12 protein-coding genes are annotated in these 14,864 nt (G+C 62.3%); 3 read left to right on the forward strand and 9 right to left on the reverse strand.

What is annotated here, in order from left to right:
• Position 1: 1 nt before the first annotated feature.
• Positions 2-433: an Lrp/AsnC family transcriptional regulator gene (locus QWE_RS08335; RefSeq protein ID WP_006725668.1), complete on the reverse strand. Its 432-nt coding sequence runs from the start codon at positions 431-433 to the stop codon at positions 2-4.
• A gap of 146 nt (positions 434-579) precedes the next feature.
• Here QWE_RS08335 and QWE_RS08340 point away from each other — a divergent pair, with 146 nt between their 5' ends.
• Both QWE_RS08340 and QWE_RS08345 read left to right on the forward strand, forming a co-directional pair.
• Positions 580-1,683, forward strand: a complete 1,104-nt coding sequence (locus tag QWE_RS08340; RefSeq protein WP_006725669.1) for a saccharopine dehydrogenase family protein — start codon at positions 580-582, stop codon at positions 1,681-1,683.
• Positions 1,684-1,933: 250 nt separating this feature from the next.
• Positions 1,934-3,304: a putative bifunctional diguanylate cyclase/phosphodiesterase gene (locus QWE_RS08345; protein WP_006725670.1), complete on the forward strand. Its 1,371-nt coding sequence runs from the start codon at positions 1,934-1,936 to the stop codon at positions 3,302-3,304.
• 17 nt (positions 3,305-3,321) lie between these two features.
• On the opposite strand, the gene QWE_RS08350 is transcribed toward QWE_RS08345, so the two are convergent.
• From QWE_RS08350 to QWE_RS08365, 4 genes are all read right to left on the reverse strand, one after another.
• Positions 3,322-4,761 (reverse strand): coniferyl aldehyde dehydrogenase, encoded by a 1,440-nt coding sequence (locus QWE_RS08350; RefSeq protein ID WP_006725671.1) that lies wholly within the window; start codon positions 4,759-4,761, stop codon positions 3,322-3,324.
• A gap of 633 nt (positions 4,762-5,394) precedes the next feature.
• Positions 5,395-5,649, reverse strand: a complete 255-nt coding sequence (locus tag QWE_RS08355) for a GlsB/YeaQ/YmgE family stress response membrane protein (RefSeq protein ID WP_006725672.1) — start codon at positions 5,647-5,649, stop codon at positions 5,395-5,397.
• Positions 5,650-6,015: 366 nt separating this feature from the next.
• Positions 6,016-8,577 carry a GcvT family protein gene (locus QWE_RS08360; protein ID WP_006725673.1) on the reverse strand — a complete coding sequence of 854 codons (2,562 nt, stop codon included), beginning with the start codon at positions 8,575-8,577 and terminating at the stop codon, positions 6,016-6,018.
• Between the two features lie 228 nt (positions 8,578-8,805).
• The gene (locus QWE_RS08365; RefSeq protein WP_006725674.1) at positions 8,806-9,237 is read right to left on the reverse strand and encodes a pyridoxamine 5'-phosphate oxidase family protein; all 432 of its coding nucleotides are present in this window, start codon (positions 9,235-9,237) and stop codon (positions 8,806-8,808) included.
• A 239-nt stretch (positions 9,238-9,476) separates the two neighbouring features.
• Here QWE_RS08365 and QWE_RS08370 point away from each other — a divergent pair, with 239 nt between their 5' ends.
• Positions 9,477-10,010, forward strand: coding sequence for a DUF992 domain-containing protein (locus tag QWE_RS08370; protein ID WP_006725675.1), 534 nt, complete (start codon positions 9,477-9,479; stop codon positions 10,008-10,010).
• Between the two features lie 88 nt (positions 10,011-10,098).
• Here QWE_RS08370 and QWE_RS08375 read toward each other — a convergent pair whose 3' ends face one another.
• From QWE_RS08375 to QWE_RS08390, 4 genes are all read right to left on the reverse strand, one after another.
• Entirely contained in the window at positions 10,099-11,931 is a 1,833-nt protein-coding gene (locus QWE_RS08375; RefSeq protein WP_006725676.1) for an ABC transporter ATP-binding protein, read from the reverse strand.
• 140 nt (positions 11,932-12,071) lie between these two features.
• Positions 12,072-13,577: a protein adenylyltransferase SelO gene (locus QWE_RS08380; RefSeq protein ID WP_052018101.1), complete on the reverse strand. Its 1,506-nt coding sequence runs from the start codon at positions 13,575-13,577 to the stop codon at positions 12,072-12,074.
• 48 nt (positions 13,578-13,625) lie between these two features.
• Positions 13,626-14,309: a glutathione S-transferase family protein gene (locus tag QWE_RS08385; protein ID WP_052018126.1), complete on the reverse strand. Its 684-nt coding sequence runs from the start codon at positions 14,307-14,309 to the stop codon at positions 13,626-13,628.
• Positions 14,310-14,463: 154 nt separating this feature from the next.
• Positions 14,464-14,814, reverse strand: a complete 351-nt coding sequence (locus QWE_RS08390; protein WP_006725679.1) for a hypothetical protein — start codon at positions 14,812-14,814, stop codon at positions 14,464-14,466.
• Positions 14,815-14,864 lie beyond the last annotated feature (50 nt).

The raw sequence follows: 14,864 nt of genomic DNA on the forward strand, positions 1-14,864 counted from the left end.
CCTACCGCGATATCCGCGTCGACAGGATGATCGACGACAGCGTCCGCTCGACACCGGACAATTCGCCGATCCGGTCGATCAATCGGTCTAGCTCCGAGATTGATGGCGCAGCGACGATGGCGATCAGGTCGTAAGGACCGTTGACTGAATAGAGTGCGGCCACTTCGCGGATGGCGGTGAGTTCTCTGGTCACCACCGTCAAAGCCTTTGGTGCAATGGTAATCATCACATGCGCCCGGATCAGCTCGCTGTGATAGGCATCGGAGAGCCGCACCTGATAGCCGGCAATCACCCCCTGCGCTTCCAGCCGCTCAAGCCGGGCCTGAACGGTGGTGCGGGAAAGATTGAGCCGCCTCGCGAGCTCCGCCACCGGCATCCGCGCATTCTCCGAAAGCAGGGAGAGCAACTCCCGATCCTTGTCCGTGATCTGCATTTTGCCCAACTTGTTCGTCGATACGTCCGTATTGATACCGCAATCTGATCAGATCGTCACTTGGAATCGACAGCCTCCGCCCGCACACTGCTTCGACAAATGACACCTTGTCCGATTTACGGACATGAAGCATGCGAGGGGCAACCATGAAGAACATCACCATCATCGGCGCGGGCAAGATCGGCGGCGCAATTGCCCGCATGCTGGCCGAAACCGGCGACTACGCGGTGACAGTCGCCGACCGCAGCGCCGAACAGCTGGCAAAGCTCGACACCCATTCGGCGGTCAAGACACTGGAACTCGACATATCGGACGCGACGGCCATCGACGCGGCCCTTGCTGGCCAGTTCGCCGTTCTCTCCGCCGCCCCTTTCCACCTGACCGGTGCCATCGCCGAAAGTGCCGCCCGCACCGCGACGCACTATCTCGACCTCACGGAAGACGTGGCGACGACCCGCAAGGTCGAGGAACTCGCCCGCGGCGCACGCTCCGCCTTCATCCCCCAATGCGGTCTCGCCCCCGGTTTCATCTCCATCGTCGCCAACGACCTGACGAAACATTTCGACACGCTGGACACGGTGCGCATGCGCGTCGGGGCGCTTCCGCAATACCCGTCGAATGCGCTGAACTACAATCTCACCTGGTCGACAGACGGGCTGATCAACGAATACATCGAGCCCTGCGAGGCAATCGTTGAAGGCAAGCTGACGATCGTGCCGGCCATGGAAGAGCGCGAGGAATTCTCGCTCGACGGCGTCACCTATGAGGCCTTCAACACCTCTGGCGGTCTCGGCACGCTGGCGAAGACGCTGGAAGGCCGGGTGCGCACGATGAACTACCGCACAATCCGCTATCCCGGCCATCAGGCGATCATCAAGGCACTTCTGAACGACTTCAACCTGAAAAACCGTCGCGATGTGCTGAAGGACCTCTTCGAAAACGCCCTGCCCGCCACCATGCAGGACGTCGTCGTCGTTTTCGTCACCGTCTGCGGCTGGAAGGATGGCCGCTACCTGCAGGAAACCTGTGCCAACAAGGTCTATGCCGGCGTCGTCGCAGGCAAAAAGATGAGCGCCATCCAGATCACCACGGCCGCCGGCATCTGCACCGTGCTCGATCTGCTGGCCGACGGCACCCTGCCCCAGGCCGGCTTCGTCCGCCAGGAAGAGATCGAGCTTCCCGCTTTTCTCGCCAACCGCTTTGGCCGCGTCTACGATCCCGACGTCATGAAGGTCGCCAAGGCCGGCTGAAAATCCGGCTGCTCAGTCTCCGGGGGGAGGACGGACCATCAAGGTCCGGTGGGGCGGTTCATCGCGAGATGGGCCGCCCCGAACATCGTTCGGCTCGCGAGATTTCTTGACGAACAGAAAAACTTGACCATCGAGATACATGGTTTCTTTAGCGGGCTAAGTTAGGGTATCCTGAATTTCAGCCTCCGAAAGCACTTGGATCACCGTGCCAGAGAGGCCTAACCGGGCCCCGAAGGGACGATTTTCGCGGATGATGTTCGGCAGGGGCAATCAGGAGGACAATGCGGATCGCGTCATCCGGGTCTATCAGGCCGTGACCCTTGCCGTGGGTGGCTTCGCACTGTTCTGGACGGTGATATTCCTGGTCAGGGGCTATCCGTTGCTGGCCTTCGCCGAATTCTTTCCGGTGATCGCTGCCCTAGTCTGCTTCGCGCTCGTCACCCGCCGACGGCTCGATCTCTTTCTTCTCGTCGCGCAGATCAGCTTCCTCTTTTTCGTCATCGGCTTCTGCCTGATGTTCGACGTGCCGCAGAATGGCGCGCCGCGCGTCACCCATCTCTTCCTGCCGGTGCTCGGCATGCTCGCCTATCTCAACCACCTGCGCCGCCCGTCCCGTCTGCAGCTGTCGGTGATCGCCGCAAGCCTTGTCGCATTTGTCGTCCTGCATGCTGCCGATCTGCGGCTCCCCTTCGCCCAGCCGGTTCCCCCGGACCTGCACCGCATCGGCGTCTGGCTCAATCCCACCATGGCCGCCCTCATCTTCTGCACTGCCATCTACGCCCTGCAGCAACGGCTCTCGGCGCCCCGCGGCATCGCCCGCGATCTGGTGGCGGCACTCCGGCATGGCGAGCTCAGCCTCGCCTTCCAGCCGCAGGTCGATGGGATGGGCGAGATCACGGGCGCCGAAGCCCTGCTGCGCTGGCATCACCCAGCCAAGGGTCCCATACCGCCTTCCATCTTCATCCCCGCTGCCGAAGAAGTCGGGCTGATGCCGCTCGTCGGCAGTTTCGTGCTGGAGGAGGCGCTGGCGACGCTTTCCCGCTGGCAAGCCGATCCGAAGCTCGGGCGCCTCACGCTTTCGGTCAATGTCAGTGCCAGCCAGTTCAACGAGGCCGATTTCGAAACAACGCTGCGGGACTTGCTCGCCCGCCACCACATCGATGCTACACGACTGAGGCTCGAACTCACCGAAAGCGTCTTGATCGCCGGGCTCGAACCCGTCGCGGAAAAGATGGCATCCCTGAAGAGGCTTGGCCTTACTTTCTCGCTCGACGATTTCGGCACCGGCTTTTCCTCGCTTGCCTATCTGCGCCGCCTGCCGGTGAGCGAGCTGAAGATAGACCGCAGCTTCGTCACGGCCGCCGCCGAAAACGACCGCGACGCCGCCCTCGTGCGTTCCATCCGTGCAATCGCCACCGATCTCGGCCTCGAAACCGTCGCCGAGGGCGTCGAAACCCAGGCGCAGCTCGCTTTTCTGAAATCGACCGGCTGCCGGGTCTTCCAGGGCTATCTCTTCGGCCGCCCCATGCCGCTCGCCGATTTCGAACTCTCGGTGCTGGCCCCGAAGCCGAAGCCGATGCCGCCCCCGGAACGGCCCACGCCCCGCCTTGCTGCCGGCTGACCGGCAAGCCTGATCACTCAGCCGAAGCGGCCGAGCAGTTTCAGCATCCACTGCGCCATACGCCCATAAGGCGGATAGAGGAATTTCACGCCCGAGATGGCCGACTGCTTGAGCACCGGCTTTTCTTTGCTGAGCGCCAGGAAGCCCGCTTCGCCGTGATAAGCGCCGTAACCGGAGGCCCCGACACCGCCAAAGGGCAGGTCGTCCTGGGCGAGATGCAGGATCGTGTCGTTGATCGTCACGCCACCGGCGATCGTTCCGGTCAAAACCCGCTCCTTCGCCGCCTTGTCTTCGCCGAACCAGTAGAGCGCCAGCGGCCGGTCGCGCTGGTTGATATAGGCGATCGCCTCGTCCAGTGTGTCATAGGGCACGATCGGCAGGATCGGCCCGAAGATCTCTTCCGACATCACCGCGGTCTCATCAGACGCTCCAATCAGCGCGACCGGCGAGAATACCCGTCGCTCGCCGTCATGCGAACCGGCAAGCTCGACCACCTCCGCACCTCGGTCGCGCGCCTCCTCGACCAGCCGGGTGAGCCGCGAAAAATGCCTTGGGCTGATGATCGAGGTGTAATCGGCATTGGCAGGAAGCCCGGGATACTGCCGGGCAACCTCCTCCTTCAAAGCGGCGACGAAATCGGCAATCCGTTCGCGCGGCACCAGCGCATAATCGGGCGCAACACAGGTCTGGCCGGAATTCAAAAGCTTGCCCCAGACGAGGCGCGGCACGGCCTTGTCGAACTGCACGGAGGCATCGAGGATGGCGGGCGACTTGCCGCCGAGCTCGAGGGTAACAGGCGTCAGATTCTTCGCCGCCGCTTCCGCCACCTTCCGGCCGACCGCGGTCGAGCCGGTGAAGATCAGGTGGTCGAAGGGGGCTGATGTGAAGGCTGTCGCCACCTCCGGCCCGCCGGTGACCACGACGACCTCGTCCTCGGAAAACGTTTCAGCGATTGCCTTTGCCAAAACCTCGGAAAAGGCAGGCGTCAGTTCCGACGGCTTCAACATCGCCCGATTGCCAGCCGCAAGCGCGCCGACCAAGGGAGACAGCATCAGGTTGAGCGGATAGTTCCAGGGGGCCACGATCCCGACCACGCCGAGCGGCTGGCGTAAGATCACCGCCGAGGCCGGCTTGCCGGTCCAGGCGAGCGACACGCGGCGCGACCGCATCCAGCGCTTCAGCTGTTTGCGCGCATGGCGGATCGCGGCGCGCACCGGGACGATGTCGGTGAGCGTGGTGACGACCGCCGGCCGATTGCCGAAGTCCTCAGAGATCGCCACGGCGAAACGCTCCTGCCAGGCGTCGACCATCCGGTCGAGCCGCGCCAGGCGATCGTCGCGGATGGCATGGCTGGGGGTAACGTCGGCGGCCCAGGCGGCTTTCTGGGTAGCAAGCAGGGATGCGATGCGCGCGGCGGGATCTGCGATCTCTGCTTTCGGCGATACCTGTCCGTCCATGGCCGTTTCCTTTTCGTTGTTCTCGTTCAATGTGGGCGTTTTACGGTGGTTTGTTCAAGAGAGAACGAATTGTTTTTGGGTCCCCTCTCCCCTTGTGGGAGAGGTTACAAAATCGAGGGCTTAGCCCGATCAGGGCTAAACCTTAGATTTTGTTGGTGAGGGGATCGGTGATGGTGGCACGACGAACGGACCCCCTCACTTGCGATTTCAGATGTTTAGGCCGCTTACGCTCGCCTAATTCATCGAAATCGCTTTCTCCCCCACCAAGGGGGAGATGGGTTCCGCGCATGCGTCTCGACACCCTCATGCTGAGGTGCCCGCGTGAAGCGCGGGCCTCGAAGCATCCCTCTTTCTCATTGTATAGGTGGCCTCACCCTTCGAGGTCCGACGAGGTCGGGCACCTCAGGATGAGGGTTCCAGCGGGCCGGGGATTTGCACCTGCGAGAGTGCTCGCCCCCGGCGCCGGCCCCGCCTGACATCGCATCGTCAGGTGTATCCGAGGGCGGGACGGCTCCAAGTCTACGAGAAGAAAAAAGGGCGGGGATGAAACATCATCTCCGCCCTTGTTTTCATTCGGGAATGTCTCGGATACATCCCCCTCGATCTCGGAAAATCGAGGGGTAGTGACGCGATTTATCGTCGAACCATTCTGCCGACGGCAATCAGCATGCAGGCACCGATAAAGCCGATGATCAGATAGGCGATAGCCCCACCAAAGGCCACGTTGAACACGGCAGCCAGGATGAAGTTGAGCGCAATGGCGCCCACGATACCCAGCACAATGTTCATCACGAGCCCCATATTGCTGCGCATGAACCGCTCTGCCAGCCAACCGGCGAGGCCGCCGATCAAGATTGCACCGAGAATACCCACGCCATTCAGATCCATCGTCTTCTCTCCGTTGTCGTTTGAATGATGGAACAATGGTTCCTGGCGATAAATGTTCCTTGGCAGACAGCCCTCTTTTATGCGCTTGGGAGAAGCGGGAGCCCGCCGCTAGCTTCGAGCGTGTGGCCTTCGCCCCTCACCCTGCCCTCTCCCCGCAGGCGGGGAGAGGAAAGAGCCAAGCGGTGGCCGTCGTGGCCTTCTCCCCGCCTGCGGGGAGAAGGTGCCCCGAAGGGGCGGATGAGGGGCGAAGGCCGCATGTGCGATGACCCATCTCCCCCGTTGAGGGGGAGGCGCCTAGCTACATGCAAAAACCCGCCGGCCTCTCGACCGACGGGTTCAAAACTCTCTGAGAAAACCGCCCTACTCTCAACTCCGGGGCTTCAAATTCTCCGGATCGTACAGCGGCTTATACCCCACCGCCGCAACCTCGACCGGGAAGCTCTCGGCGAAGTATTCCACGTGCAGCTTCCGCCCCACTTCGCAATACTCCGCGGGCAGATAGGCAAGCGCGATGTTCTTGCCGATCGTCGGGCCATAGGCCACCGATGTCGTGTAGGAACGCCGTCCGAGGCTGTCGACCAGCACTTCGCCAGTCGCGGGGTCCATCACCGGCATGGAGCCGACGGGGTAGCGGGCGACGCCCTTGCTGTCGACATTGTCGGTCATCACAAGCGTGCAGAGCATGGCCGGTTGCTTGTCGCGGGCTTTGTATTCGAGATGTTTGGCCTTGCCGCGGAAATCGGCTTCCTTGACCTTGGGACGCGCGAGATCCGCCTCGATCAGGTTGTACTGAGTCAAGAGATCGGCGTTCTGCAGGCGCAGGCTCTTTTCCATGCGGCGCGAATTCGCATAGGTCTCGACGCCGAAGGCCATGACGCCGGTGGCGCGGAGTGCATCCCAGACGGCCAAGCCGTCTTCGTATTTCATGTGCAGTTCCCAGCCCTGCTCGCCGACATAGGAGATGCGGAAGGCGGTGACGGATTTCCCCGCGATTTCGATCTGCTTGATCGCGGCGAAGGGGAAGTTTTCAGGGTCGAGGCCTGCAGGATCGGCGACGGCCTTTTTGAGCGTCACGCGGGCATTCGGACCCCAGATGCCGATGGTGATGTATTTCTCCGAGGTGTCGGTGATGGTGACATCGAGGCCGCGATCCTGGGCCACGCGCTTCATGTAGTGGAAGTCGCGCGGGCCGGCGTCGGCGCCGTTCACCAGGCGGCAGCGGTCGGCGAGCCGGAAGACGGTGAAGTCGGCGCGCACCATGCCCTCGTCATCGAGGAAGTGGGTGTAGATGCCCTTGCCGATATTCGCATCACCGCCGATCTTGGCAGCGCAGAGCCATTCGAGAAGCTCGACATGATCTGGGCCTTCAATGTCGACCATGTGGAAGTGGCTGAGGTTGACGATGCCGCAATCCTCGCTCATCGCCAGATGTTCGGCATTCGAGACGCGCCAGAAGTGCCTGTTATCCCATTCGTTTTCACGAACCGGAACGCGGTCGCCGTATTTTTCCAGGAGGTGCTCGTTGGCGGCATAGCCATGCGCACGCTCCCAGCCGCCGAGTTCCATGAAGTAGCCGCCGAGCTCGACTTCGCGCTCATACATCGGCGAACGCTTGGCGCCGCGACCCGATGCATAGGGCTCGCGGGTGTGAACGGCCGGGAAGTAGATCTTCTGGGCGGCCTCGTAGCAGCGGCCGGCGATGAAGTCTTCAGTCAGCTGGTGCGGGTAGAAGCGGGCGTAATCGATCGAGTTGTGGTCGATCTCGGTGCGGCCATCGGTCATCCAGTCGGCGATCAGCTTGCCGTAGCCAGGGCCGTCCTTGACCCAGATGGCAACGCAATACCAGAGGCCGCGCACCTTTTGGCTTTCGCCACAGGACGGGCCGCCGGCAGCGGAGACCTGGAGAAGGCCGTTGAACGAATGGCTTTCGTTATAGCCGAGCTCGCCGAGGATCGGGGTGAGCTCCATCGCCTTTTCGAGCGGCTCGAGGATCTGCTCCATGTCGAGGTCGCGCTGCGAGGGCGAGAGGCGCGCCTCGTGCTTTTCAAGGAGTTCGCGCGGATGGCACATGCGCGGATTGTGCTGCTCGTAATATCCCCATTCGATCTGACCGCCCTCCGTGGTCTTCGGGTCGCCGGTATCGCGCATATAGGCGGAATTGCCCTGGTCGCGCAGCAACGGATAGCCGATTTCCTTGCCCGTGCCTTCGAACTCGTTATAGGGACCGAAGAAGGTCAGCGGATGGTCGACCGGCATGACGGGCAAGTCTTCGCCAACCATTTCCGCGATCAGCCGGCCCCAGAGACCGGCGCAGACAATGACGTGATCGGCCATGATGGTGCCGCGATGGGTGACGACGCCCTTGATGCGACCACCCTCGACGATCAGCGATTTCGCCGGCGTATTGCCGAACATCGTGAGCTTGCCGGATTTTTCAGCCGCATCGACGAGCTTGCCGGCAACGGTCTGGGAGCGGGGAACGACGAGGCCGGCATCCGGATCGAACATGCCGCCCATGACCTGGTCTTCCTCGATCAGCGGGAAGAGTTTCTTGATTTCGGCCGGAGAGACGTAGTGCGCGCGGGTGCCGAAGGCGCGTGCAGAGGAGAGCTTGCGCTTGATCTCTTCCATCCAGGTATCGTCGCCGGTGCGCGCAACTTCGAGACCGCCGATGCGGGCGTAGTGGCCCATCTTCTCGTAGAAATCGATCGAATACTGGGTGGTCCAGACCGAGAGATAGTCGTGGGAGGTGGTGTAGCAGAAGTCCGAGGCGTGCGCCGTCGAGCCGATGTCGGTCGGAATGCCCGACTTATCGATGCCGACGATATCGTCCCAGCCGCGCTCGATGAGATGATACGCGATCGATGCGCCGACGATGCCGCCTAGACCGATGATGACGACTTTCGCCTTGGTCGGAAACTCTGCCATAGCCTTGTGAACCCTGATGTCTGGGAGTGGATGATGTGGCGCCGATCTTAAGAGGCGGGCAAAGACAATTGCAGCCTGTCTGCGACATTCTGCAAGAGACCCACGACCCGTTTGCACCGCAAAATCCGTCTGATCGCGGCGCGATGGGCGGAAGGGATGTCGCATCGGGAACGAGAATGGGCGCCGACAACAGTCGACGCCCATTTTTGTGTTTGGCGAAGGTGAAAATCAGACGCGGATCACGCCATTGTCCTCGCCATCCCAATACTGGATGGTCTCGGCATCCACCTTGATCATGATGATGCCGGGTGTGTCGATGCCGTCTGGAAACCAGCGATCGAGGTCCTTGATCCAATGGGCTTCGAAGACGGACTTGTCGGCAATTAGGCTGGCGCGGCCTTCGACAGCGACGAAGATGCCGGGCTTGCCGAGCAGGCTTGGCGGGGCAGTGAAGGTAAGCGACACGGTCGGATCAGCGGTCAGTTCGCGGATCTTGCGGGTGTCGGTGTAAGAGAAGAAATAGCTGTCGCCGTCATAATCGACATCGCCATTATTGCTCATCGGTCGGCTGGCGATGGCGCCGAATTCTGACTTGGTGATCATCATGCAGAAGTCGATCTTCTGCATCTTCTTGGCGAGTTCGGGAAGGGTGAGCGTCATGGGAAGGCCTCCGGCTTGGGTGTCCGGGACAAGCGCCGAACGGCGCAAATGTTCCGGTGAGGGCAGCCCGGCGCGGCGGCGGTTCTCCTTAGGCCGATAAGCCGGTGGATCGCCACCTTGCCGCCTATCTTCAGCCTCAGTTGGATCAATCTTTGCCGATAGGCGTTGTTCCACGCTGTCCGAGAAGCCGAAAACGGCCACCCTCCCCGCGGGCAGCCGAACATGGAAGGAGAAATCCCATGAAGAAATTCGTTACGCTCACCCTCGCCGCCCTCCCCGTCCTCACCTCGGCCGGCATCACTACCGCCGCCGATATGACCGGCGCGGCCCCTGCCCCCGTCGTCATCGAAAGCGACCGTGTCGGTGGCGTCCGCATCGGCTACCTGGATTGCCAGATTGGCGGCGGCTTCGGCTACGTGCTCGGCTCTGCCAAGACCGCGGACTGCGCCTTCACCTCCGTCATCGACGGCGAGCCGCTCGACACCTATTCCGGTTCGATCAAGAAGTTCGGCGTCGACCTCGGCTTCACCACCCAGAGCCGCGTGATCTGGGCCGTCTTCGCCCCGACCGCCGGTTACCACAAGGGCTCGCTCGGCGGCCTCTATGGCGGCGCGACCGCAGAAGCGACCGTCGGTGCCGGCGTTGGCGCCAACGTGCTGTTCGGCGGCACCTCCGGCTCGATCCACCTGCAGCCGGTCAGCGTCTCCGGCCAGATCGGCCTCAACATCGCCGCAACCGGCACGTCCATGACGCTGCAGCCCTCGGCAATCTGATCGACCGCATCCATCGGTCAATAGAAAAGGCGCCTCGGAAGGGGCGCCTTTTTCTTTATGGCAGCAACCATGACGGCGAGAGTCTCCTTCACCCCTCCGCTTCGAGAAACCCACCCGACTGCCGCGCCCAGAGGCCGGCATAATGACCGCCGAGATCAAGCAGTTCGGCATGCGTGCCCTGCTCGACGATCCGGCCCTTATCGAGGATGACGAGGCGGTCCATGGCAGCGATCGTCGACAGCCGATGGGCGATCGCGATCACCGTGCGACCCTGCATCAGCCCTTCGAGGCTGGTCTGGATCGCCTGTTCGACTTCCGAATCGAGCGCCGAAGTCGCCTCGTCGAGGATCAGGATCGGCGCGTTCTTGAGGATGACGCGGGCGATCGCGATGCGCTGGCGCTGGCCGCCGGAGAGTTTGACCCCGCGCTCGCCGACATGCGCGTCGAAGCCGGAACGGCCATTCCAGTCGGTGAGCTGTTCGATGAAGTCGATCGCATGCGCCTGGCGTGCCGCCTCGATGACCTCGGCCCGGGAAGCCGATCGCCGTCCATAGGCGATATTGTCATGGATCGAGCGATGCAGGAGCGAGGTGTCCTGCGTGACGACGGAAATATGCTGGCGGATGCTCGCCTGCGTCGTGTGCGCAACGTCCTGCCCGTCGATGGTGATGCGGCCTGATTCGATGTCGTAGAAGCGCAGGAGCAGGTTCATCAGCGTCGACTTCCCGGCGCCTGAGCGACCGACGAGACCGATGCGTTCTCCCGGTTTGATGTCGAGCGAGAGGTTCTCGATGATCCCGCCCTTGCGGCCATAATGGAAGGAAACATTGTCGAAGCGGATCGCGCCCTCGGTGACGACCAGGGGCCGGGCAGCGGGTGTGTCGGTGAGCCCGAGCGGCTTGGCGATCGTGTCCATTGCTTCGTGTACGGTGCCGACCTGGTCAGAGATCTGGGTAATTTCCTGGGCCACCCGGGCAGAGGTACCGGAGATCTGCAGCGTCATCGGCAGGACCATGGCAACGACATCGATGCCGACAGCGCCAGTCACCCAAAGCTGAACTGCGACCCAGGTCGTGCCGGCAATCAGGAGGCCCGAGAGGATGGCAAGCCCGATGGAAAACAGAGATAGCCAGCGATGCTGGACGATCATGCGGGCAGTGTGCTTGTCGACGCTCTCGCGGACAAAAGCGTCCTCCTCTTCCGGGCGGGCGAAGAGCTTCACCGTCATGATGTTGGTATAGCTGTCGACGATACGACCGACCATTTCGGAGCGCGCATAGGCAATACCCTTCGAGCCACGGCGGATCTGCGGCACGATGAGGATGAGAAAGCCGATATAGGCGAGCGTCCAGAGCGCAACCGGCAGCACCAGCCACCAGCTGGCAGCAGCAAGGAAGGCCGATGTGATCACACCGAGGGCTGCGAGATACCAGACGACGGATATGATCGAGACGACGGAGCTTCTGAGCGTGTGACCGATTTCCAGGATGCGCGAACCGATGCGCCCGGCGAAGTCGTTCTGGAAGAAGGAGATGTTCTGGCGGATGACATGCCAGTGGCTCTGCCAGCGCACCATGTTGGTGACGCCAGGCGCGATCGACTGGTTGAGAACGACGCCCTGCAGCGTCGTAACCAGCGGGCGGATGACAAGAACAAGGACGATCAACCCGAAGATCAGACCGGAGGCCTCGGCAAAGACCTCCTCCTTCGGCGTCGAGGTCAACACCTCGACGAGGCGCCCCATCAACACCGGGATCGCCGCATCGGCAATGGCAACGAGCAGGCTGGCAAAGAGGAGCGCGATGAACAGCCCCTTCGCCTGACGCACGAAGAACCAGTAGAAATTCAAAAGGCCTTCGGGTGGATCGCCCGGCGTTTCGCGGGCCGTGGGAACAATGATGGTCTCGAAATAGCGGAGCATGAAAGGGATTCCGGTCATGAAAATCAAGCATGCCGTTGTCGGGCAAGACAAACGACTCATACAAGGCTGAGTTGCTTAAATCCGCGCCTGTTTTTCGACTTTTTCACGACCGACCGCGCAATCGGAGACCGCCTGCCCCCTCACGTCCCGCAGAAAGTTCGCGTCACCCGCTGATCCGGCGTTGGGGGCACGCGCAGATCGGCTGTATCAGGGTCCTCGACATAAGGTGTCGCAAGCGCGTCGACCAGCCGGTGAAAGAAGGAGAAGTCGCCGTAAACGGCAGCGGCGATCGCTTCTTCGACCCGGTGATTGCGGGCGATCAGCGCCGGATTGACCGCCTCCATCTCTGCCTGGCGCTCGGCGGCTGTGCGATCATCATCGATGCGGGCCCGCCAGCGGGTGAGCCAGTCGGACAGGCCGGGTGGCGGCACGGCGAAGAGGTCGGTGAACGTCTCGACGGCCGCGCCGCCGGCGACCTTGGACAGGATGCGAAAGGTCAGCGTGAAATCCGCCTCGCCCTGATGCATCAGTTCGAGGAAATCCGTGATCAGCACCCGGTCATCCGCCCCCTCGCCCGTCAGACCGAGCTTGGCCTTGAAGAGTTCGAGCCAAGCGTCCTGGAAGACGTCGCCGAATGCTTTCAGCACGCCGTTCGCCGCCTCGATCGCCTTCTCCTCATCCGCATCGAGGAGCGGCAGCAGGCACTCGGCAAGCCTTGCGATATTCCACTGGCCGATGCCGGGCTGGTTGGCATAGGCATAACGGCCGCGCTGATCGATCGAAGAAAAGACCTTGCGCGGATCATACTCATCGAGAAAGGCGCAAGGGCCGAAATCGATGGTCTCGCCCGAGATCGCCATGTTGTCGGTGTTCATCACCCCGTGAATGAAGCCGATCGAGAGCCAGCGCGCGATCAGCCTCGCCTGACGTTCGGCAACCTGGGTGAGCATCGCGAGATAAGGGTTCTCCGTCTCGCGCGCCTCGGGATAATGGCGATCAATCACGTGGTCTGCGAGCGTCTGAACCGCCTGCTCGTCGCCTTGGGCGGCAAAGAACTGGAAGGTTCCCACGCGGACATGGCTTGCGGCAACACGGGTGAAAACCGCACCTGGCAGCATGGTCTCGCGGACGACCCGTTCACCCGTCGAAACGGCGGCGAGCGCCCGGGTGGCGGGGACGCCGAGGGCGGCAAAGGCTTCCGACACGATATATTCCCTAAGCACCGGGCCAAGGGCTGCCATGCCGTCGCCATTGCGCGAAAAGGCCGTCGGGCCCGAGCCCTTGAGCTGGATGTCGCGGCGCCTGCCGGCACGGTCGATGACTTCGCCGAGCAGCAGCGCGCGCCCATCGCCGAGCTGCGGATTGAAATGGCCGAACTGATGGCCGGCATAGGCCTGGGCCAGCGGCTCGGCCCCGACGGGAATGACCTGCCCACCGAAGACCTGCGCCAGACGCGCCTCATCGGCACCTTCGAGATCAAGCCCAAGCTCCTCGGCCAGTGCATGATTGAAGCGGATCAGTCCGGGCGCCCGCGCGGCGGCAGGTCTCGCCGGCCGATGAAAACTCTGCGGCAGGCGGGCGTAACTGTTATCGAAGGAAAACAAAATGGCACTCCTTGTCCGTGGCGGCGGACATGTGTTGGGCATTCTTTCAGATATGGGATCACCGTCGGGGTAAACAAGCCGAACCGCAGCTCAGCCCATGGGTTCCAGCCGCGGCGCAACCGGTCTTTCCGAGGCGAGCGGCGCGCGGGGAAGCAGGGGCGCGTTCAGGCCCATGAAGGGGTCGGCCCAGGCGGCCAGGGCCTCCAGCCGCCGGTACCAGGTAAGGACGGCCGGGTAGTCCGTGAGCGGCAGCCCCGCAACGTCGTTGAAGGGCAGGAAGCTCGCCATGCGAAAATCCGCATAGGAAAGGCCGCTCTCGAGCAGGAAGGGCCGCGCCTCAAGTTCGAGCTCCAGAATGCCGGCCGACTGTCGAAAGGTCTCGATCCCCTCCTCTACCCTTGCTGCATCGACAGGGCCGATCCCGTAACGTTGTTTGGTCCCATATTCGAAATGCACCATGTCGCAGGCGCGAACGAAATTCGCCTTGCCCCAACTCAGCCAGCGGATCATGTCCGGCTCGTCCTCATCCGTCCGCCAGAAGCCTGTTCCGGTAAGCCGTGACAGCCGGCAGGCGATCGCATCGGCCTCCCACAGGCTGCGCCTCCCCTTCTCTTCGAGGATCGGAATGGAAAGGCTGGGATTGAGCGACCGGTAGCGCTCCGCCTGCCCGGGCGCGAAAGGCGCGGCAAAAACGAACTCGACCGGCGCGCCCAGATGGCGGGCAACAGCCACGGCAAGCCGCGGATTGGGATTGCGACTGTAATGCAGTTTCATCATGGACTTGGGTCTCCCCTCCCGATGCCTCCAACCACAGGGAGCCACGGAACGCGAAGGCGGTCCAGCCTAAATTCAAGACGCAAAGATACAAACGGCGGCTCGCCGGCCGCCGTTTTCGTTTGTGCTGAGAGATATGCCGCAGGGGCAGGCCTCATTCCGGCGGATCGGTAACGAAGGGCATGATATCGACGCCATCACCGGGAAAGACCGTGATATGCGGATGGTCTTCGAAAAGCCGGGCTGCCGCCTCTGCCGTTTCCGCCTCGACGATCAGATAGCCACAGATCCCATTTGTCGCCGGGGCAATGCCCTCTTTGGTGACGCGCGTGGTTTTACCAACCATGCCGCCGCGATTGACGATGGCGGCAGCGTTGCGCGCTTCCCACGCGATCCACTTCGGGATGCCCTCGGCATCGATTGCATCCTGCTCGCTCTTCGGCAGACTGCGGAAGCGCGCGAAGTCCTCGTGCTTCATCGTGTAGACGGCAAGAAATTTCGGCATGAAGGCCTCCGGTACGCATGCGATGGAGCGGAAGCTAGCGCTTCGGGACA

Source organism: Agrobacterium albertimagni AOL15 (assembly GCF_000300855.1).
In the GTDB taxonomy this organism is placed as follows: Bacteria; Pseudomonadota; Alphaproteobacteria; order Rhizobiales; family Rhizobiaceae; genus Allorhizobium; species Allorhizobium albertimagni.